The 21,375-nt window shown below is 66.0% G+C and carries 16 protein-coding genes; 4 read left to right on the top strand and 12 right to left on the bottom strand.

Translation table 11 applies throughout. The annotated features are described in order from the left end of the window. Window positions 1–2: 2 nt before the first annotated feature. Together F8O07_RS06205 and F8O07_RS06200 are read right to left on the bottom strand one after the other, a co-directional pair. A complete protein-coding gene (locus tag F8O07_RS06205; RefSeq protein WP_192496664.1) occupies window positions 3–1,487 on the bottom strand; it encodes a cytochrome ubiquinol oxidase subunit I in 1,485 nt (494 codons plus the stop codon). A gap of 216 nt (window positions 1,488–1,703) precedes the next feature. Next, entirely contained in the window at window positions 1,704–3,599 is a 1,896-nt protein-coding gene (locus F8O07_RS06200; protein ID WP_158031216.1) for a DEAD/DEAH box helicase, read from the bottom strand. Window positions 3,600–3,676: 77 nt separating this feature from the next. Here F8O07_RS06200 and F8O07_RS06195 point away from each other — a divergent pair, with 77 nt between their 5' ends. Further along, entirely contained in the window at window positions 3,677–4,402 is a 726-nt protein-coding gene (locus F8O07_RS06195) for a GntR family transcriptional regulator (RefSeq protein ID WP_158031215.1), read from the top strand. Here the strand turns inward: F8O07_RS06195 and F8O07_RS06190 are convergent. The 5 genes from F8O07_RS06190 to F8O07_RS06170 form a co-directional block, all read right to left on the bottom strand. Further along, window positions 4,335–5,447 (bottom strand): acetate/propionate family kinase, encoded by a 1,113-nt coding sequence (locus F8O07_RS06190; protein ID WP_158031214.1) that lies wholly within the window; start codon window positions 5,445–5,447, stop codon window positions 4,335–4,337. The genes F8O07_RS06195 and F8O07_RS06190 overlap by 68 nt on opposite strands. After that, entirely contained in the window at window positions 5,444–7,534 is a 2,091-nt protein-coding gene (gene pta / locus F8O07_RS06185) for a phosphate acetyltransferase (protein ID WP_158031213.1), read from the bottom strand. The genes F8O07_RS06190 and pta overlap by 4 nt, the downstream gene beginning before the upstream one ends. A gap of 219 nt (window positions 7,535–7,753) precedes the next feature. After that, the gene (locus tag F8O07_RS06180) at window positions 7,754–8,305 is read right to left on the bottom strand and encodes a YceI family protein (RefSeq protein ID WP_192496663.1); all 552 of its coding nucleotides are present in this window, start codon (window positions 8,303–8,305) and stop codon (window positions 7,754–7,756) included. 106 nt (window positions 8,306–8,411) lie between these two features. Beyond that, entirely contained in the window at window positions 8,412–9,143 is a 732-nt protein-coding gene (locus tag F8O07_RS06175; RefSeq protein WP_158031212.1) for a polyprenol monophosphomannose synthase, read from the bottom strand. Then, window positions 9,140–10,825, bottom strand: a complete 1,686-nt coding sequence (locus F8O07_RS06170) for an AMP-binding protein (protein WP_225733201.1) — start codon at window positions 10,823–10,825, stop codon at window positions 9,140–9,142. The genes F8O07_RS06175 and F8O07_RS06170 overlap by 4 nt, the downstream gene beginning before the upstream one ends. Window positions 10,826–10,904: 79 nt before the next feature. Here F8O07_RS06170 and F8O07_RS06165 point away from each other — a divergent pair, with 79 nt between their 5' ends. Further along, window positions 10,905–11,576 (top strand): metal-dependent transcriptional regulator, encoded by a 672-nt coding sequence (locus F8O07_RS06165; RefSeq protein WP_158031211.1) that lies wholly within the window; start codon window positions 10,905–10,907, stop codon window positions 11,574–11,576. 18 nt (window positions 11,577–11,594) lie between these two features. Here the strand turns inward: F8O07_RS06165 and F8O07_RS06160 are convergent, their stop codons facing one another. The 5 genes from F8O07_RS06160 to F8O07_RS06140 all read right to left on the bottom strand — a co-directional run bounded on the left by F8O07_RS06160 (window position 11,595) and on the right by F8O07_RS06140 (window position 17,785). Further along, window positions 11,595–13,337 carry an amino acid ABC transporter ATP-binding/permease protein gene (locus F8O07_RS06160; RefSeq protein ID WP_158031210.1) on the bottom strand — a complete coding sequence of 581 codons (1,743 nt, stop codon included), beginning with the start codon at window positions 13,335–13,337 and terminating at the stop codon, window positions 11,595–11,597. Continuing rightward, window positions 13,334–15,058: an ATP-binding cassette domain-containing protein gene (locus F8O07_RS06155; protein ID WP_158031209.1), complete on the bottom strand. Its 1,725-nt coding sequence runs from the start codon at window positions 15,056–15,058 to the stop codon at window positions 13,334–13,336. The genes F8O07_RS06160 and F8O07_RS06155 overlap by 4 nt, the downstream gene beginning before the upstream one ends. Next, window positions 15,058–15,807, bottom strand: coding sequence for a TIGR00645 family protein (locus tag F8O07_RS06150; protein ID WP_158031208.1), 750 nt, complete (start codon window positions 15,805–15,807; stop codon window positions 15,058–15,060). Before F8O07_RS06150 ends, F8O07_RS06155 begins: the two co-directional genes overlap by 1 nt. An 83-nt stretch (window positions 15,808–15,890) precedes the next feature. After that, on the bottom strand, window positions 15,891–17,012 hold the full coding sequence (locus F8O07_RS06145) for an alpha/beta hydrolase (RefSeq protein ID WP_158031207.1): 1,122 nt from the start codon (window positions 17,010–17,012) through the stop codon (window positions 15,891–15,893). Beyond that, window positions 17,012–17,785, bottom strand: coding sequence for a LiaF transmembrane domain-containing protein (locus tag F8O07_RS06140; RefSeq protein ID WP_158031206.1), 774 nt, complete (start codon window positions 17,783–17,785; stop codon window positions 17,012–17,014). The genes F8O07_RS06145 and F8O07_RS06140 overlap by 1 nt, the downstream gene beginning before the upstream one ends. A gap of 132 nt (window positions 17,786–17,917) precedes the next feature. On the opposite strand from F8O07_RS06140, the gene ilvD reads away from it, so the two are divergent. Together ilvD and gdhA are read left to right on the top strand one after the other, a co-directional pair. Then, window positions 17,918–19,774: a dihydroxy-acid dehydratase gene (ilvD, locus tag F8O07_RS06135; protein ID WP_158031205.1), complete on the top strand. Its 1,857-nt coding sequence runs from the start codon at window positions 17,918–17,920 to the stop codon at window positions 19,772–19,774. Window positions 19,775–19,936: 162 nt separating this feature from the next. Further along, a complete protein-coding gene (gene gdhA / locus F8O07_RS06130) occupies window positions 19,937–21,298 on the top strand; it encodes an NADP-specific glutamate dehydrogenase (RefSeq protein WP_158031204.1) in 1,362 nt (453 codons plus the stop codon). Window positions 21,299–21,375 lie beyond the last annotated feature (77 nt).

Genomic DNA, 21,375 nt, shown 5'->3' with positions numbered 1-21,375 from the left:
TACTAGTACGTGATCGCCAGTTTGTGGGGATCGACCTCTGCGGTCTCATCTCCGCTGTGGTCTGCGTCGAACTCTGGCGGACCGGCCTGAGCCGCCTTCTTGATGAGTTTGAACTCAACGACTGCCAGTGCCCCGTAGACCAAGGTGAACAAGGCCAACGACAGGCCGACCGACCACGCCGGCACGTTCGGCGAGACCGCACGTTCGGTGGTCATCAGGCCGAACACGATCCAGGGCTGTCGACCCATCTCGGTGAAGACCCAGCCGACGAGGTTGGCGAGCAGAGGCACCGGAGCGGCCCAGATGGCGACACGCCAGAACCAGTCGGGCACCGTGATGCGGCTCTTCTTGCGGGTGATCCACAGCGCGACCAGAGCGATCAGCGCGCTGAACGCTCCCAGACCGATCATCCAGCGGAAGCTCCAGTAGGTGATCCAGAGCACCGGCATGAACGACCCATCAGTCGGGCACGTCAGTGCAGGGTTCAGCGCATCCGTGCAGAACTGCTGGGTGTACTTCGCCTGCAGATCGGTCAGCCCCTCGACAGTGCCGTTGAACGTGTGCGTCGAGAGGAACGACAGCAGATAGGGAATGCGCAGAGAGAAGAGCTCGCTGTGGCCGTCGGGCGTGCCGAGGGTGAAGACGGAGAATGAGGCGTCTGCGCCAGTGCTCGTCTCGAACATCGCTTCGGCAGCCGCCATCTTCATGGGCTGGGTGTGCACCATGGCCAGGCCGAGCTGGTCGCCGCTCAGGAAGACGCCCGCGAAGCCCGCGAGCACCGACCAGGCACCGATCTTGAGGCCGGTGCGCATCGTCTCGACATGCTGATTGCGCCGCAGGTGATAGGCGCTCACGGCTACGATCACTGCGCCGGCGAACACGACTGCGCCCGTGATCGCGTGCGGAAACGCCGAAACCGCAACCGGGTTCGTGAGCACCTGGCCGATGTCGGTCAGCTCTGCGCGCCCTCGGTTCGGATTCAGTTCGTAGCCGACCGGGTTCTGCATGAACGAGTTGGCGGCGATGATGAAGTAGGCCGAGAGGATGGTCGCGATCGACGTCAGCCAGGCCGACGCGAGGTGCACGCCCTTCGACACCTTGTTCCAGCCGAAGATCCAGACGCCGATGAACGTGGCCTCCAAGAAGAAGGCGAAGAGCCCCTCCATGGCCAGCGGGGCGCCGAAGATGTCTCCGACGAAGCGCGAGTACTCCGACCAGTTCAGCCCGAACTGGAACTCCTGGACGATGCCCGTCACCACGCCCATGGCGAAGTTGATCAGAAAGATCTTGCCGAAGAGCTTCGTCAGCTGCAGGTACTTCACCTTGCCGGTGCGCACCCAAGCGGTCTGAATAATCGCGACGATGAGCATCAGCCCGATCGTCAGCGGCACGAACAGGTAGTGGTACAGAGTCGTCAGCCCGAACTGCCAGCGCGCCAGCGCCAGTGCCGTGGGGTCGCTCTGCAGCACGGCCAAGGTATCGGTCATGTGCGTTCCTCTTCACTCCAGTGAAATTTCGGTCTCCGACACCTGTCGGCGACACCTGTTGGAGACGTTACTCCGGCTTGTATACAAGTGCAAAGTAGACGACCCTAACCTGTGTCGAATCGAGACGAATCAACGTTGTCACAGCTCGAATCGAGTGCTTCTGCGCCGTGCTGACACGACGTTCGGCGCCAGGATGGCGAAGAGCGGCGCTGCGCGTCAGCGACGTCCGCGGTGCATCCACCCGCGAACGGTCTGCAGCCTCTTCTGCAGCTGCCCGAGGTCTGCCTGCGGCACCGCAGGGCCACCGCTGATGCGCCGCAGCCTGGAGTGAATGCTGCTGTGCGACTCGCCGCTGATCTGCGCCCAGACCGAGACCGCCTGGTGCAGTTCGGCTCGCTTGGCCTTCAGCTGTTTGAAGAGCGGCTCGTTCGACGCGGCCTCGGTCTCGGGCGTCGCCGCCGCCCTGCGCTGTTTGCGTTTCGTGATCTCGTCTTGGTGAGACCGCAGCAGCGAGCGCACCTGGTCGGGTTCGAGCAGGCCGGGGAAACCGAGGAAGTCCTGTTCCTCCAAGCTGTCGGCTTCGGCGCCCGACCCGAACTCGTCACCTTCGAAGAGCACTCGGTCGAAGGCGGCCTGCGCCTCGAGAGGCTCGAAGTCGACGCCGTCGAGAAGATCGTCGGATGCGGCCTCGCGTTGGTTCGCCTGTTCGAGCAGCGAGTCTTCGAGACCGTCGTCGTCCCGGTCTTTCGGACCCCCCAAAACATGGTCGCGCTCGACCTCGAGCTCGTGTGCCAGACCCACCAGACCGGGCACGCTGGGCAGAAAGATGGTGGCCGTCTCGCCTCGTTTGCGAGCTCGCACGAATCGCCCGACGACCTGGGCGAAGAAGAGCGGCGTACTCGCACTCGTCGCGTAGACGCCGACCGCCAGCCGAGGCACGTCCACGCCTTCCGACACCATGCGCACGGCGACCATCCAGCGCTGCTGTCCTGCCGAGAACTCTTCGATGCGATCGCTCGCGCCGTCTTCGTCGCTCAGCACGATGGTCGCCGACTCCCCCGTGATCTGTTTGAGGATGCCGGCGTAGGCCCGAGCCTGCGTCTGGTCGGTCGCGATCACGAGCCCGCCGGCATCGGGCACTCCCCGACGCACCTGCGTGAGCCGAGCATCCGCCGCACGCAGCACGGAGCCGATCCAGTCGCTGCGCGGGTCGAGCGCCGTGCGCCAGGCCTGGGCGATGATGTCTTTGGTCGCCGGTGCGCCCAGATCGGCGCTCATCTCGTCACCGCTGCGGGAGCGCCAGCGCATGTTGCCGGCGTAGGTCAGGAAGATCACCGGGCGCACCACGCCGTCGTGCAGGGCACGGCCGTAGCCGTAGGTGTAGTCGGCGCGTGAGATCTTCGAGCCGTCGGGCTGCGGCTCGTAGGTGACGAAGGGGATCTGCGCTTCGTCAGAGCGGAACGGCGTACCAGTCAGACAGACACGCCGTGTGGCGTGCGCGTAGGCCTCGCGAATGGCGTCGCCCCAGCTCAGTGCGTCACCGCCGTGATGAACCTCGTCGAGAATCACCAGGGTGCGCTTCGCCTCGGCGAGTGCCTTGTGCACCTCGACGTTGGCGGCGACCTGTGCATAGGTTGCCGTCACGCCCACGTAGTGCGAGCCGAAGACGCGATCGGCGTTGCGAAAGTTCGGGTCGAGGCGAATGAGCGCTCGCTCTGCGGCCTCGGCCCATTGGCGCTTCAGATGTTCGGTGGGCGCGACCACCAGCACACGATCGACGGTTCCCTGATCGAGCAGCCCTGCGGCGAGCTGCAGTGCAAAGGTGGTCTTGCCTGCTCCAGGGGTCGCTGCTGCGAGAAAGTCTCTGGGCTGTTCGGCGAAGTACCGTTCAAGAGCCTCAGCCTGCCAGGCGCGCAGTCGACTCGCGGTGCCTCGTGCCGCACGGCGCGGGTAGGCCGGGGGCAGATCGCGGGCAGACGCGTTGCCGAAGTCGATTGGGGGGTGCACGGCAGAGATTGTACCCGCAGCCGACGACGTGCGCCTGTCGGGCCGACGTGGGCCGCTCTGGTCGGGGCCGGTGATTCCCTGGGTCTGCGGCCTGCCGACGGGCATTTCCTCGGGACTGTCCTATTATGATCACGGCAGTCATCGAGGACTGCGACTGACGCGGGATCCTGAGGGAGAACACGATGACCGAGCAGCAGACGAACAGCAAGGCGTTGCAGGCGCGCGACGCCATCAAGCGATCGATCGCCGCAGGCAGACTGCAGTCAGGCCAGCGTCTCGTCATCTCACAGCTGGCTCGTGAGCTCAAGATGTCTCCGGTTCCGGTTCGCGAGGCGATCCGGCTGCTCGAGTCAGAGGGCCTGGTCACATTCGCTCACAACGTCGGTGCGCAGGTGACCGACTTCCGGCCGCAGGAGTACCGGCACATGATGTCGACGCTCTCGGTGCTCGAAGGCGCTGCCGTCGCACAGACCGTTCCGCACATGCGGCAGCAGACCATCGACGAGGCCCGCTTCTACAACCGCCATCTGATCGAGGCGCTCAAGGCGTCACGCTTCGCCGAGGCGAACCGGTTCAGCACGCTCTTTCACCGCGTGCTCTACCGCGACTGCCCCAACCGATACCTCATGCAGACGCTCAACGAGGGCTGGGCCAAGGCCGCCGCGGTCAAAGGCGCCGTCTTCGGCCTGCTGCCCGGGCGTGTCGACGGGTTGGTCGAAGAGCACGAGCACCTGCTGCAGATGCTCGAGAAGAAGACCTCGCCCGACGAGGTCGAGGCCTTCATCCGAGCTCATCGCGAGCGAAACACCGAGGCCTATCTACGCTACGCGCAGCAGGCGATCAGTGATCGCGCTGCCACAGGAGGGCCTCGGCCTGCCGGATCATCGTCACGTCCTCGCGAGTCTTGACCAGGATGATCGCGGCCGACGAGCCTTCGGTCTGAATCTGGCTGTTCATCTCGTTGCGGCGGTTGAGCCGCTCGTCGAAGCGAACGCCGAGCGGGCGCAGACGTTCGAGCACGAGTGCACGTGCAGCCGGCGAGTTCTCGCCGATGCCGCCGCTGAACACAAGTGCGTCGAGCCCACCAGCAGCGATCGTCATCTGCCCGATCATGCCTGCCGCACGATGCGCCCAGACGGCCAGCGCGAGCTGTGCCGAAGGCTCGGCGGCATGCGCACGGTTCACGATGTTGCCCATGTGCGTGTCACCGGCAAGGCCGAGCAGACCAGACTGGCGTTCAAGCCGAGAGATGACCTCACGAACACTCAGGCCGGTGTTCGCTACGAGCCATGCCGACACCGCTGGGTCGATCGTGCCGGAACGGGTCGACATGACCAGACCCTCCAGCGGAGTGAAGCCCATGGTGGTGTCGACGCTGTGCCCGTCGCGCACCGCCGTCAGGGAGGCACCCGAGCCCAAGTGGGCGCTGACGATGTGCAGCTCGGAGAGATCCTGATCGAGAATGCGTGCGGCTTCGCGCACGTTGTACTCGTGTGCAAGACCGTGGAAGCCGAAGCGGCGCACCCCGAGACCCTCGCGCCACTCACGAGGAATCGCGTAGGTATAGGCCTCGGCCGGCATTCTGGCGTGGAACGCAGTGTCGAAACAGGCGATCTGCGTCGCCTCCGGCAGCAGCGCACGCAGCCGTTCCAGAGTCGCCACCGACGGCGGCTGGTGCAGCGGCGCGAGATCGGTGAGCTCTTCGATGCCGGCCATCACCTTGTCGTCGACGATCGCGGCCTCACCGAAGAGACGACCTCCGTGCACCACGCGATGCACGACGACCTCGATATCGCCGCTCACCGACGAGAAGTCGGCGATCAGCTCGGCCCACGCTTCGTCGGTGATCTCGGCCGGCGGCGTCGCAACCGTGCGGTTGTAGACGACTTCGTCCTGATCGGCGACGCTCAGCTTCAGGCTCGACGAACCCGCGTTCACCAGCAGCATGCTCATGCGTTGTCCTCTTTCTGCGTCTCGGCGGCTTTCGTGGCCCCCGCCTGTACGGCCGTCACCAGAATGGTGTTGACCACGTCATCGACGGTGCAGCCGCGGGACAGATCGTTGACGGGCCTGCGCAGCCCCTGCAGCACCGGCCCGATGGCGATCGCGCCGCTCGACTGCTGCACCGCTTTATACGTGTTGTTGCCCGTGTTCAGATCGGGGAACACGTAGACCGTCGCGCGCCCGGCGACCGGCGAGTCGGGCAGTTTGCCAGCCGCGATCTTCAGGTTGCTGGCTGCGTCGTACTGGATCGGCCCTTCAATCGGCAGTTCGGGTGCGGCCGCGCGAGCCAGCTCGGTGGCCTCGCGCACAGCGTCGACTGAGGAGCCGTGTCCTGAGGTTCCGGTCGAGTACGACAGCATCGCCACCCGAGGTTCGATGCCGAAGGCGGCCGCCGTCTGGGCGCTGGACACGGCGATGCCGGCGAGCTCTTGGGGCGTCGGGTTCGGAATCACGGCGCAGTCGCCATAGACCAGCACCCGATCGGGCAGGCACATGAGGAACACTGACGAGACCTCGCGGACGCCGGGCCGGGTCTTGATGATCTGGAAGGCGGGACGGATCGTGTCGGCGGTCGTGTGCATCGCGCCCGAGACCATTCCGTCGGCCCGCCCCGAGTGCACCAGCAGAGTGCCGAAGAAGCTGGGGTCGCGGACTTGCTGTGCCGCCTGTTCGAGCGTCACCCCTTTGTGGGCGCGCAGCTGCTGGTAGGTCTGTGCGAATTCGTCGAGCAGCGGGGACTGATCGATGTCGATGATCTCGATGCCATCGAGACTCACCCCGTGCAGACGCGCCAGCTTCGCCACCTCGTCGGGGTCGCCCAAGAGCACGAGATCGACGAGACCCTGCTTCGCGATCTCTGCAGCTGCCGTGAGGATGCGCGGGTCGCCTCCCTCGGGAAGCACGATTCGAGCGTGAGCCGCACGGGCTCGACGGGCCAGCTCGTAGGCGAAGCGCTCGGGGGTGGTCACGTCGCGCAGGGACAACTCGAAACGCGAAAGTATCTCGGCGCCGTCGGCGTGCTCGTCCCAAGTCTTCAGCGCCTGCCGAGTGCGGGTCGGGTTGCCTGCACCGATCTCGCCGCGAACCCGGCTGGCGGCCTGTGCGACGGCGAAGGTGTCGGCGCGTTTGCAGTAGACGGGGATGCTGCCCGCGGCGACGACGCGCTGCAGGCGCTCAGAGATGTCGAAGTCGCCGCTGATGATCACGGCCTCTGGGGCAAGGGCGGCCTGGAGCACCGCTTCGATGAGCTCGACGCGGTCACCGGGCACGACGACGAGCGCTCCCGAGCCGATGACGGAGAGCGCGTGCTCGGCCTCCATCGCCGCCACGGTGATGCGACGCACCAGATGATCGGCGTCGCCATTGGTGCCGATGCGCAGCGCTTCGATGGCCTCCGCCGTCTCTTCGACACTCGGCCACGAGAGGCTCTCGACATAGGGCAGCAGGTAGACGGGACGCCCGAGCGACCCCGAGGGAATCAGCGTGCGGGCCTCATCGATGACCTCGGGTGAGACGCGGTTGACCACGATGCACATCAGGGTGGAACGCGCCTGGCGAAGTCGCTGCCGTGTGAGCGAGACCGCGGCGGCGACACGAGCGGCGCTGCGCCCGAAGCCGTCGACGACCGCAAGCAGCGGCACGTCGAGGTGCCGCGCGAGAGCGACGTTCACGTCTGGCTCACCGTGCACGGGCACGGTGATGGCGTTGGTGCCCTCGATGATGACGAAGTCGACTTCGGCGGCGAGCCTCTCGAACGCGCCGAGGCATTCGGCGATGAGCTCGTCTGTGCGATCGTCGGCCACCAGCTCTTCGGCATGCGCGGCGGTCATGACCGAGACAGCGGTCAGAGCGCCTTCGGGAAGCAGCTGTTCGGCCAGCTGGACGATGCGCGACTCGGTCGGTCTGTCAGCCGACGTGATCGGCCGCAGAAAGCCGATACGAGCGTACCGAGCAGCAGCCTGGCGCAGCAGCCCGATGGTGACCAGCGACTTTCCAGAGGTCTCCCCCACACCAGTGATGAGCAGTCCGTCGGGCATGAGATCTCCATCTGTTCGTTGTGCGTCGGTGCCCCTCCAGACTATCGCACGCACAGAACGTGCCCCACAGCTCGCCCGGGGTTCGAACGGCCATTCCGTGAACTCTTCGTGAAGCAGCGCACCAGGCTGCAGACACGGCGACGGCCACGGGGATCGATCTCAGGATCTCCCGTGGCCGTCGTGCTCTGTCACCGGCTCAGCGCGGCCGGCGGCAGACGATCACTGCTGGTCGAGCACGAACTCGGCCTCGATGTGAATCTTCACATCGCTGCCCAGCAGCACGCCGCCGGTCTCAAGGGCGCTGTTCCACTCCAGTCCGAACTCCTCGCGCTTGATCGTCGTGTCGGCTTCGATGCCCAGAACGGTCTGGCCGTACGGGCTCGTCGTGATGCCCCCGACCTCGACCTGGAAGTCGACGCTCTTCGTGACTCCGCGCAGCGTGAGGTCTCCGGTGACCACCAGGTCATCGCCGTCGTACCGCACCGCAGTCGAACGGAACGTGAGCTCGGGGTGGTTCTCGACGTCGAAGAAGTCAGGCGCGTGCATGTGCACGTCGCGGTCGGGGTTGCCGGTCGAAATGCTCGCGGCCTTGATCTCGGCGCTCACGGTCGAATCGAGCACGTCGTCGCCCGTGGTGAGAGTTGCGGAGAAGTCGGTGAAGCTGCCGCGGAACTTCGTGACGAGATGACGCACGCTGAAGCCGATGCTGCTGTGTGTGGGGTCGATCTGCCACGTGCCCGAGGTGAAGCCTGCGATTGCGGATTGAGTCATGATGTCTGCTCCTTCATTGAGATGTCGGGCGTTCGTCCGCACATCAGTGGTTGTATCTACAACAGTATCCACATGAATGCACCAGCGCAAGCGGAATCTGCAACTCTCAGCGGCGTGTCGGCAGCATCCGCTGCATGCCCCAAGCGGTCACCCGCAGCACAGCTTCGACGATGATCGAGAGATCCATCTTCGAGCGGCCGTTCTCACGTTCGACGAAGGTGATCGGCACTTCGGTCACATCGAGCCCCGCTGCCACGGCGCGCCGCAGCACGTCGATCTGAAAGCAGTACCCATGACTGGCCGCTTCGTCGAGCCGAAGCGCTCGCAGCGCAGTGACGGGAATGACCCGATATCCCGAGGTCACGTCACGCTGGCCGAGGCCGAGCATCAGTCGGGAGTAGATGCTGGCCGCATGCGACAGCGAGCTGCGGTACCACGGCCAGTTCACGATCGTGCCGCCGCGCACCCATCGAGATCCGAGCACAAGCCGATTCTCACCCGCTGCTGCGAGCAGATGCGGCAGCTGCTCAGGCAGATGCGATCCGTCGGCGTCCATCTCGACCAGATAGCGAAACCCGTGGGCCTCGCCCCACTCGAAGCCCGCGATATAGGCAGGTCCGAGGCCGTGCTTCTGGTCACGGTGCAGCACTGACAGCGACGGATGCCGCTCCCGCAGCCGGTCGGCGAGCAGGCCCGTGCCGTCTGGGGATCCGTCGTCGACCACGAGGACTGAAACCTCGGGGAGCATCTTGAACAGCCGCTCCAGCACTCCAGGCAGCGACTCTCGTTCGTTGTATGTGGGAATGACGACCAGCGTCTCCCCCGTTGGCGCGCTCAATCGCGCAGCTCGCGGCGAATGACCTTGCCGACGTTGGACAGCGGAAGCTCGTCACGGAATTCGATGTAGCGCGGGCGCTTGTATCCGGTGAGATAGCGGCGGGCGTACTGCCGCACCTCCTGTTCGGTCAGTTCGGGGTCAGCCGGCACGACGAAGGCTTTGACCACCTCGCCGGAGTGTTCGTCAGGCACGCCGATCACTCCGGCGGTCTTGATGCGTGGGTGATCGCTCAGCACCGCCTCGACTTCGTTCGGGTAGACGTTGAATCCGGACACCGAGATCATGTCCTTCCGGCGATCGACGATCGAGAAGTAGCCGTTGTCATGCAGCACGGCCACGTCGCCCGTGGCCAGCCATCCGTCGGCGTCGAGCACCTCGGCTGTCTCGTCCTCGCGCTCCCAATACCCCTTCATCACCTGAGGGCCGCGCACATAGAGGTCTCCGGGCTCTTCGAACGCCGCGACACGACCGTGGTCGTCGAGCACTTTGATCTCGGTCGACGGCAGCGGAATGCCCACGGTGCCGATGATCGGAGGCAGCCACGTCGGGTTCACGCTCACCACGGGTGAGGCCTCGGTGAGCCCGTACCCCTCGAGCATGGGGCGCTGGGTGACGTTCTGCCACTCGTTCGCCGTCGACTCGCGCAGCGCCATGCCGCCGGCCACCGTCAGTTTGAGAAAGTCGAAGTCGGCTTTCAGGAACCGAGGGTTCTCGAGGAGCGCCTGAGCGAGAGTCGAGACCAGGATGATCACCGAGGTTCGCTCTCTCACGATCGTCTTGGCGAGCGGGGAGATCTCGCGAGGATTGGTCACGAGCACGTTGTGCAGACCATAGGCGAAGAAGCACAGGCAGTTCACCGTCATGCAGAACACGTGGTAGAGCGGCAGCGCTGCGAGAACGTTCTCGGCGCCTTCGTCCAGGATCACGCGCATCCAGTGCCGCATGGCCTGGGAGTCGGCCAGCAGGTTGCGATGCGTGAGCATGGCGCCCTTCGGCGTGCCCGTCGTTCCGCCGGTGAACTGCAGCAGTGCGACGTCGTCGAGTCCGACCGAGACGGGCTGCAGACGCAGGTCTGCCCCGTGCGCGATGGCGTCACGAAAGTCGACGGCTCCGGGCAGGCGATACTTCGGCACCATGCCCTTGAGCCTCATGCCGACGTTCGTCAGCACGCGTCTGGCCGGACTGCGCCAGAGGTCTGCCGGGCGGGTGATGATCACGTTCTGCAGGGTGGTGTCGGGCAGAATCTCGGCGATCTTGTCTGCGAACATCTCGAGCACGACGATGGCGCGCGCTCGCGACTGCAGAATGACCGCCTTGGTCTCGGGAGCGGTATAGAGGGGGTTCGCGTTGACCACGACGAGGCCCGCTTTTATGGCGCCGAAGAGTGCGACCGGGTACTGCAGCAGGTTCGGCATCTGCAGCACGATGTGGTCACCGGGCTGCAGCCCCAGAGAGACCTGAAGATAGGCGGCGAAGTCGTCTGAGAGCTGTTTGACCTCACGGAACGTGAGCGTCTGCCCCATGTTGGTGAACGCCTTGCGATCATCGAAACGGGCACATGTCTGATCGACCAGATCGACGATCGACCGGTGTTCGAGGGCGCCGACTTCGCTCGGCACGTCATCGGGATACAGGTCGAGCCACGGTCTCGGAATGTCGTCTTGCCTCTGCTGCTCAGTCACGGGTCAATTATGCCCCACCAGGTGAACCACCTGAGGGATCGCCCATGAACCGAGATGAACGGCACGTACAATCGAAACCATGTCAGACCCGCGCACAGCCCTCTCGCAGACGAACCAGGACTATCTGAAAGAGATCTGGCAGTTCGCCGAGTGGTCGGGCGATCCCATCACCACCGGCCAGCTGGCCGAGCGCATGGGCCTCACACGTTCGACCGTCTCAGAGGGAGTGCGTCGGCTGACCGATCAGGGCTATGTCGTGCACGAACGCTACGGCAACATCACGCTCACCCCGGCCGGAGAATCGGCGGCGGTGAACCTCGTGCGCAGCCATCGCATCCTCGAGACCTTCTTGGTGTCGTATCTCGGCTATGACTGGGACGAAGTGCACGAAGAGGCCGAGGTGCTGGAGCACGCGGTGAGCCCGCGCATGATCGAGCGGCTCGACTCCCGTCTGAACTTTCCCACCCGCGACCCGCACGGCGATCCGATACCGCGAGCCGACGGCAGCATTCCGACTCTCGACGCCCACCCGCTCAGCGAGGTGCCAGAGGGGCATACCGTGCACGTACGCCGTGTCTCGGACGAGAACCCAGAGCTGCTGCGCTATCTCACCGACATCGGTCTGACCCTCGACAGCACCATCACTGTTCGAGAGCGCATCCCCGCTGCCGGCACGATTCGTCTGGTGATGAACGGCCAGCCGCTCGATCTCGGTCTGCCTGCCGCCGGCAACATCCTCGTCACCGAGTAGGGGCAGCCGCTCCGGTCGTCAGCGATCGTCGGCTGCGACCAGCCGCACGACACCGGTCTCACCGACCGCGACGACCGGTCCGTTCCACGCATCGTCCCGGTGCGAGACCCAGAGCACGGTGCGTCCCGAAGCAGGATCGAGCACCACGCGGCGAATGTAGTCTGCCGTGCGCGCATCGAGCTGAGAGGTGACCTCGTCGGCGAGCAGCACCGGCGTCTCAGCCAGCAGCGCGCGTGCCAGACCCAGCCGCTGAGCCTGACCTCCCGAGAGCCCGACGCACCCGCGACCGCGACCGAGCCGCGTACGGATGCCCTGGCGCTGACTGTCGACGAACGCACCGAGGCCGACGGTCGCGCACACCTCGCGCAGGTCGTCGTCGCTGGCGTCAGGCCGTGCGATGCGCAGATTCTCGGCGATGCTCGCGTCGAAGAGAAACGTCGACTGATCGACCACAGCCACGGTGCGCACGAGTTCGGCACGGCTCAGCTCCCGCAGATCGCGACCGGCGATCTGCACCGAGCCGGAATCCGGATCGTGCACACGTGCGAGCAGATCCACCAGCGTCGACTTGCCGCTGCCGCTCGAGCCCTCGACGAGCACGTGCGAGCCCGCCTCGATGCTGATCGGCTCCGGCACGCGCACCTGCGGCCCGTGAGCGCCGCCGACAGCCTCGTGACGGTAGACCAGCGGACCGATCACCGCGGCCGCTCCCCGATCGCCAGAGTCTGCGGCTGCAACCGACGACTCGGGAGTCTCCTCAGCGGCAAACGTCACCTCGGGTTCGCGCGTGATCGTCGCCTGCACACGAAGCGCTGCCGCCTGCACAGCACGCCACTCATTGACGAATCCGACCACTGACTCCGGCGCGGCGAACGCGGAGAACGCGAGTGCGGCACCCGCAAGCGCTGCGCCCAGCGGCTCCTGCAGCAGCCCTCCGCCATGCGAGTCGGCAGCGGAGACGAGCACCGAGGCCAGCACCGTGAGCAGCCAGACCAAAGTGACCAGCGCTCGCCTGGTGCGACCGAGCCGCTGCTCCGCACACATGATGTCGGCGTGCCTGCGGTTCAGCTGGTGCCAGCGGCCGAGCCGACGATCGATCGCGTGCAGACCGCGCAGATCGGGCAGCGCATGCATCGTCTCGGCGGCGAACTGTGCACTCAGGCCGTCGAGTCGGGCACCCTCTGACGCGGTCTGCGCCTCGCCGCGCAGTCCCAGCCCGGCGCAGCCGAAGGCGAGCAGCAGACCGACGGCAACGACGACCGCTGCCGGCCACCCGGTCAGAAGCCACTGCGCGAACACCACACCGACGCTGACGATCACCGCGCTCACCGCCGGCACGATGGTGTGCGCGAAGAACACCTCGAGCCGATCGATGTCACGGCCTGCACGCGAGAGCAGGTCGCCGCTGCCGCTGCGAGACGTGACTGCCGGAGCCTGCGGCAGCAGGCTGGCGAAGAAGCGCACGCGCAGGCGCGCCAGCAGAATGAACGCGACGCGATGCCCGAGATACTGCTCGCCGTAGCGAGTCAGGCCCTTCACCAGAGCGAGGCCGATCAGCACCAGCCCCACGGTCCAGACCGAGACCTGGCCGCGGGCACTCGCCGCCACCAGCAGCACCCCGGCGACGACCGCTGCGATTCCCGTGGCCTGCGAGACCAGACGCAATGCGAACGAACCGGCCAGACTGCCCCGAAACCCCTTCGTCATCGGCAGCAGCTGTCGCAGCGTGTCTGCCGTGCTCGCATGCGTCGCGCTCGTCATCGTGACCTCTCATCGTGCAGACCGTCCGTCGTGAGACGAGACGTGGTCATACGGCGCGCGAACGCCGCAGGATCATGTGTGACGCAGACGACGGCCATGTGTTCGGGCAGGTCGGCGAGCGTGTCGACCAGACGCTCGCCGGTCTGGCGGTCGAGGCCGCTGGTCGGCTCGTCGAGCAGCAGCACGTCCACGGGCTGCATCAGAGCGCGCGCAACCGCGAGCCGCTGGCGCTGGCCACCGGAGAGCCCCGTTCCGCGCTCCCCAAGGGCCGCATCCAGACCTCCGAGTCGTTCGCCGATCGTCGTGCTCAGGCCGGCCAGCTCAAGCGCACGCCAGCAGGCGGCATCGTCCACGGCATCCGACGAACCGTCGCCCGTCGCACTCTGGTCGGCCTCTGGCCCCAGACCGAGCGCGAGGTTCTCACGCACAGTGCCAGAGAGAATCACCGGGTTCTGCACGACCTCGACGGTGCGCAGCCCGGGAAGTCGTTCAAGCGTGCCGGCTCCGAGCTCGCGACGACCAGCGATCACGCCGAGCAGTGTCGACTTACCGACGCCGCTGGGGCCCATGATCGCCCGTCGGTCGCCGCAACGGATGTCGACCTGCAGACCCTGCGCAAGCTCGCGCCCGTCTGGCGTCACGAGTGTGCCCTGCTCGATGCGCAGCAGGCTGCCGTCTGACGGAGCCGTGGGTGCGCGTCGTGCCGTCTCGTGTCGTGAGTCACCGCCGCCCACGCCGATCACGCGCGCCAGCCGGCCTTCGGCGCGCTGACCCTGCGCACGCAGATAGAAGAACTTGCCGACCACGTCGAGAGGCGCACTCATCACGACCGCCAGCAGCACGACGACCGCGGCCTCTGTCACGTCAATGGCACCGCTGCGCAGCCGCCACACGGCCAGCAGAGCCGAACCGGCCAGCACGCCCGCATAGAACAGCCCGTCGAGCACGAGAATCAGCAGCTGGTTGACCGCCAGCAGCCGCATGACCTCGGTGCGCTGCTGCTCCGCGCTGCGAGCCAGACGCTGCAGATACCGGTCGCCGGCGCCGAACAGCGCCAGCGTGCGCAGCCCCTGGAGCCCCTGCAGAAACGTCACGGCCAGCGAGGCCTCGCGCCGCCGCCAACCGCCCATCGACTTTCGGGTGACACGCTGAAAGGCGCCCACCGCTGCAGTGACGAGCACGACCAGAGCCGCGAGGCATCCGGCCAGCACCGGGTCGACGGCCAGTGCGATGACCACGAGCACGATCACGGGCGAGAGCAGCGCGGCGAGAATGCTGCCGTGAAACTCGGCCCGGTAGGTCGCGTACTTCGCGGCGTCAGCGGTGGCCAGATCGGCGAAGTCTCCCTCGGCGGGCAGCCGATCGTCGGCGTCGGCCGGGCCACCCAGCCGTCTGAGAAGGCTCTCGCGCACTTCGGTCTGCAGCTGCCGCTCGGCTGCGTCCTGAGCGGCCTCGCCGAGAAACTGCACGATCACGACGCCGGCGAACGCGACGGCCGTCACCAGAAACAGGTGCGCCGCTGCCGCCGTGCCGTCAGGTCCGAAGGCCGTCGCAAGCGTTCTTCCCAAGGCGACCACGCCGACGGCCAGCAGCACGGTGCGCGCCACCGACAGAGCGAGCCCCGCTCGCGACAGCCGGCTGGGGCCGACAGCGACGGGCAGAGCCTCGCGCACTGCTCCGGGGTGCCGTCGCACGTCAGCCGCTGACCGACTTTCGTGCATCAGTGGTCACGCGGCTTGCCGGTGTGCGTCGCTGCCGGCTCTGACGCCGCGGCCGAGGCCACCTGCTCAACCGGGTGCACGGCATCGGGTGCAGACGGATGCCCCGGCAGCGCGGGTGCGCCGGACGCGGTCTCGCCGTGGTGCTCGGGGCGCTGGATGCGTTCGATCCAGGCGATGGCGACCGCCGAGAGAATGAAGGTGAGATGGATGAACACCTGCCACATCACGCCGGTGGTCGTGTAGCTCTCGCCGGTGACGTTGTGCGCATGCTCTGCGCCGAGATCGCCGACTTCGATGAAGGTCTTCAGCAGATGGATCGACGAGATGCTGATGACCGAGATGGCCAGCTTGACCTTGAGGATGTTCGCGTTCACATGCGACAGCCAGTCGGGCTCGTCCGGGTGGCCGTCGACGTTGATCTTCGAGACGAACGTCTCATATCCGCCGATGATGACCATGATCAGCAGATTCGCGATCATGACCACGTCGATGAGCCCCAGCACGGTCAGCATGATGGTGGTCTCATCGAGCTTGCCCCAGTCGGTGAAGACATCGGCGAGCAGGTGGAACAGATCGACCCAGAACACGATCACGTAGATCAGCTGCGCCACGATGAGACCGATGTAGAGCGGAGCCTGCAGCCATCTGCTGGCGAAGATCAGGTAGCCGAGCATGTTCGATGTCTGCGAGTTCTGCGACTGACGGCCGACGGCGAATTGACGTCGCTGGTGGTGATCAGAGGGGGACATCGAGCTCCTGACGTGTGTGGGTGGTCCCAGTCGACGTCATTGGCGACTATGGAGTGACGAACTCATGTTACTTGCACCCGACGTCATCGCGCAGCAGCGAGCACCGGCACACGGTCGACGTCGACGTCCCCTCCCCCGTGTGCGCCGACGAAGGCCACGGCTGCGCGCGTCGCAGCGATCGCCTCGGGGTACTGCGAGAACAGCACCTGGTACTCGTGCGGCAGCGGCGGTTCGTGATCGGTGTCGTAGAACTGCGTGACCACCGGCACTCCGAGCTGCTGCAGATGAGCGGCGAACGCCCGCGACTGCGACTCCAAGGGGTCGCCGTTGCCTGCGCTGACGAACGTCGGAGGAAAGTCTGCCGTCACTGCGTCTATGGGAGAGCCCTGGCGAAGCATCTCGCCACTCTGCCAGTCGCGCACGCCGCTGTAGGCCCACATCACTGTGTTCAGAAACGAGGCGAACGGACCGGTCGCCTGCACGGCGCCAACATCATAGGCACCGCAGAAGAGCACCGCCCCACGAACCTGTTTCGGCTGAACCTGCGGCTGCAGGCCGAGCAGCGAGGCCTCGTCGGGGCTTCCGAGGGCGGCGAGATAGGTCGCCACGACCTGCGATCCGGCAGAGTCTCCCGCATAGAAGAGACGGTCAGCCGCGATGCCGAGATCGTCGGCGTGATCGAGCAGGTAGCTGGTGGCTGCGTCGAGCTGCTGCACCGCAGTCGGGAATCGGGCCTCTGGTGAGAGCGTGTAGTTGATCTGCACCACGGTCGCTCCGCTCGCCGCAAGAATGCGCGAGTAGTTCTCGCCCTGCGACTTGTCGCCGCCGACCCAGCCGCCGCCGTGCACCCAGATGACGGTGCTGGCCGGTTCTGTCGCGTCCGCACGTCGGTACACGTCTAGTCGTTCGTCTGCGCGCCCGCTCGAGGTGTAGGCGAGATCAGCGTCACGTCGCACGTCGGCCGGTGCGTAGGCACCGAGTGCCTCGTTGCCCTGCACGCCTCCCGCGTTGAACGACGACCGGATCAGCAGCGCGCCGGGAATCGGCGTGGTGACGAAGCTCAGCACCACCACGAGCAGCAGCGAGACCAGAACGGCGACGAGCATGCCGAGCACCGTCGCACAACGGCGCAGCAGCGTCAGCCCGGCCGTCGACGCGCCTGCTGAAGTCGGGCCAGGCGCGCCCGGCTCGTGCGTGCTGCGCATCAGTTGCGAACCTCGAGGCCGCCCAGCATGATCTGCCCGCCGATGACCACGACCGGAGCCATAGACGCGACGGACGGATCGGCAGCCGACGCGGTGAAGACCGACCGGTCTTCGACGCCTCCGAGCAGAGCCGTCGCCTCGACCCGCACCCGGGCGCCGTCCGGAATGCGAATCTCGACGCCGCCCATCAACGCGAGCACCTCGATGCGAACCTCCGGTGCCAGCACGGCACGGGTCAGATCAAGCGTCGACGAGCCGAGCACGGCAGTCATCGACGCGCTGCGAAAGCCGTGTGCCGTGCTGCGCACCTCGGAGCTGCCCAGCACCGCCGTCACGTTCTGGTCAAGGGCGGCGTCGCCCTCACGTGCGCCGAATCGGTGCCCCTCTGCGGCAGACGCCTCGGCTGGCGAGCTCGGAGCCGAATGGTCTGTCGAAGACGTGCTCGCCGCCGCCTTCGGGCGACGTCTCGTCAGCACACTGAGGCCCAGCGCGATCACAGCGGCCGGTGCGATCAGTGCCCATGGGCTGAACGGCAGCAGACCGAAGTTGTCGAGGATCAGTGCGGTGCCGACGACGACGAGCGCCAACGCCCACCAGAGATTCGACCAGGACGACAGCAGCGTCGAGACGCCCAAGGCGATCACGGCGATGCCGATGATCAGACGAAAGACGCTGCCCATCTGAAAGTCCGGGATCACCACGTTGGCGAGCAGCACCAGCCCCACGCCCACGATGACGACGCCTGCGATGATGCGGGAGCCCACTGTTCTCATGCTTCAACTCTAGCCAACCCTCCGCACTGCCTGGTCGTCGAGTCGGGCAGCAGGAAAGCTCCAAAACCGGCCGGGGACAAAGACAGGGCGACCTCACATGACGTGAGCCGAGAGGGCGGGTATTGTGGGCAGATGGCCAATCTACGCTCACGCACCGTCACCCACGGCAGAAACATGGCCGGCGCTCGCTCCCTTCTGCGCGCCGCCGGCGTCGACGGATCAGATTTCGGCAAGCCGATCATCGCAGTCGCGAACAGCTTCACCGAGTTCGTTCCCGGACACACCCACCTCGCTCCCGTCGGGCGAGTCGTCTCAGAGGCGATCAGCGCCGCCGGCGGTATTCCCCGCGAGTTCAACACCATCGCGGTCGACGACGGCATCGCCATGGGCCACTCGGGCATGCTCTACTCGCTGCCCAGCCGCGACCTGATCGCCGACTCCGTCGAGTACATGGTCAACGCCCACCAGGCCGACGCGCTGGTCTGCATCTCGAACTGCGACAAGATCACTCCCGGCATGCTGCTGGCCGCGCTTCGGCTGAACATCCCGACCGTCTTCGTCTCAGGCGGCCCGATGGAGGGCGGCACGGCAGTTCTCGTCGACGGCACCGTGAAGAAGCGCGTCGAGCTCATCTCGGTGATGTCAGGCACGGCCGACCCCAACCTGTCAGACGAGAACCTGCTCCGACTCGAGGCCAGCGCCTGCCCGACCTGCGGATCGTGCTCGGGCATGTTCACGGCCAACTCGATGAACTGCCTGACCGAGGCGCTCGGTCTGTCGCTGCCCGGAAACGGAACCACTCTCGCCACGCACACGGCCAGGCGCGCGCTCTTCGAGAACGCAGGCTCGCTCGTGGTCGAGCTGTGCCACCGGTTCTACGACGACGAAGACGACAGTGTGCTGCCCCGTTCGATCGCCACACGTGAGGCGTTCCAGAACGCCATGGCCATGGACATCGCCATGGGCGGCTCGACCAACACGATTCTGCACCTGCTCGCAGCGGCTCAGGAGGCAGGCGTCGACTACACGATGCACGACATCAACGACCTCTCGCACCATGTGCCCTGCCTGTGCAAAGTGGCGCCGAACGGGAGCTACCTCGTCGAAGACGTGCACCGCGCAGGCGGCATTCCCGCCATTCTCGGCGAGCTGCACCGTGGCGGCCTGCTGAACGAGAACGTGCACTCAGTGCACCACCCGACGCTCAGCTCGTACCTGGACGACTGGGATCTGCGCGGCGGCAAGGCGACCGACGAGGCCTTCGAGCTGTTCCACGCGGCTCCGGGCTGCAAACGCAGCGCCAAGGCGTTCTCGCAGTCAGAACGCTGGGAGACGCTCGATCTCGACGCCGAGGACGGCTGCATCCACGACGTCGCCCACGCCTATTCGAAAGACGGCGGCCTGGCCGTGCTCTACGGCAATCTTGCCGAGGACGGCTGCGTTGTGAAGACCGCCGGCGTCGACGAATCGATCCTGACGTTCAGCGGACCGGCCGTCGTCGTCGAGTCGCAGGAAGACGCAGTGAACGTCATCCTGAACAAGCAGGTCAAGGCCGGCGACGTCGTCGTCGTTCGCTATGAGGGGCCCAAGGGCGGCCCGGGCATGCAGGAGATGCTGTACCCGACGTCGTTCCTGAAGGGTCGTGGCCTGGGCAAGAAGTGCGCGCTGATCACCGACGGCCGCTTCTCCGGCGGCACCTCGGGGCTTTCGATCGGCCATGTCTCCCCCGAGGCGGCATCCGGCGGCCTGATCTCGCTCGTCGAGAGCGGAGACACGATCACCATCGACATCCCGAATCGCAGGATCGAACTGAACGTCTCTGACGAGGTGCTCGCCGAGCGCCGCGCCGCCCTCGAAGAGGGCAACGGATACCACCCGAAAGATCGCAAGCGTGAGATCTCGACCGCGCTCAAGGTCTACGGCGCATTGGCGACGTCAGCTGACAAGGGAGCGGTTCGCGACAAGGCGAAGATCGACGCGATCTACTGATCGACAGAGTAGGTTCGCATCAGGATGCGGGTCGGATGATGGCGTCGCCATGGTCTGGCCCGCATCGTCTTTTGTAGACTGAGCGAGGTGCGCACGCCGCCGTGTGTGCCCCGGTGGGCACTTCGAACGGGCCCCCGAGCAGCCGTGCAGAGAGGTTCATGAATGTCCAAAGCAGCTGAGTTCATCGATTCGGTGTACCAGACCGTGCTCACTCGGAATCCTGGCGAACGAGAGTTCCACCAGGCGGTACACGAGGTGTTCGAGTCGCTGGAGCCGGTGCTCGAACGTCACCCGGAATACGCCGAATCGGCGATCCTCGAACGCGTCTGCGAGCCCGAGCGCCAGATCATCTTCCGTGTTCCCTGGACGGACGATCGCAATCACGTGCACATCAATCGCGGATTCCGTGTGCAGTTCAACAGCGCCCTCGGCCCGTACAAGGGCGGTCTACGCTTTCATCCCAGCGTGCTGCTCGGCACGGTGAAGTTCCTCGGCTTCGAGCAGATCTTCAAGAACGCGCTCACCGGTCTGCCGATCGGCGGCGGCAAAGGCGGTTCCGACTTCGATCCGAAGGGCAAGAGCGACCGTGAGGTCATGCGCTTCTGCCAGTCGTTCATGACCGAGCTGCAGCGCCACATCGGCGAGTACGTCGACGTGCCAGCCGGCGACATCGGTGTCGGCGCCCGTGAGATCGGCTACCTCTTCGGGCAGTACAAGCGTCTGCGCAACAAGTTCGAGTCTGGTGTCATCACCGGCAAGGGCATCGGCTGGGGCGGCTCGCGTGCCCGCACCGAGGCGACCGGTTACGGTGCCGTCATCTTCGCCCGTGAGATGCTCGAGACTCGCCAGCAGGGCTTCGACGGCGCAAAAGTCATCGTCTCAGGATCAGGCAACGTCGCGCTCTACGCCATCCAGAAGGTTCAGCAGCTCGGCGGCACGGTCATCGGCGCCTCCGACTCCCAGGGAGCAGTCCACGACCCCGACGGCATCGACTTCGAGCTGCTGCGCGAGATCAAAGAGGTCGAGCGCGGTCGCGTGCGCGACTATGTCGAGCGCCGCGGCGGCCGCGCCGAGTACCGAGACAGCGGTTCGGTGTGGGACATCGCCGATGTCGACGGCATCGACGTGGCTCTGCCCTGCGCCACTCAGAACGAGCTGAACGCCGAGAATGCCGAGACCCTGGTGCGCAACGGCGTCCGGGCTGTCGCCGAGGGCGCGAACATGCCCTGCACTCCAGACGCGGTGCGCACGTTCCAGAAGACCGGTGTGCTCTTCGGCCCGGGCAAGGCGGCCAACGCCGGCGGCGTCGCCACCTCGGCACTCGAGATGCAGCAGAACGCCTCGCGCGACTCGTGGACGTTCGAATACACCGAGGAGCGTCTCGAGCAGATCATGACCCGGCTGCACCGCTCGGTGCGTCGCACCGCCGAAGAGTACGGTCACCCGGGCGACTACGTGCGCGGCGCGAACATCCACGGCTTCCAGCTCGTGGCCGATGCCATGATCGCACAGGGCGTCATCTGATCATCGACGCAGCCCGCGGCTGAGGCCGCCGCACAGACGAAGGGCTGCGGAGACGCCAGAACTCACCGTTCGGTGTC

The sequence above is a fragment of the Pseudoclavibacter sp. CFCC 13796 genome (assembly GCF_008831185.1).
Lineage (GTDB): Bacteria > Actinomycetota > Actinomycetes > Actinomycetales > Microbacteriaceae > Pseudoclavibacter_A.
This window is presented reverse-complemented; position numbering and strand designations above follow the sequence as displayed.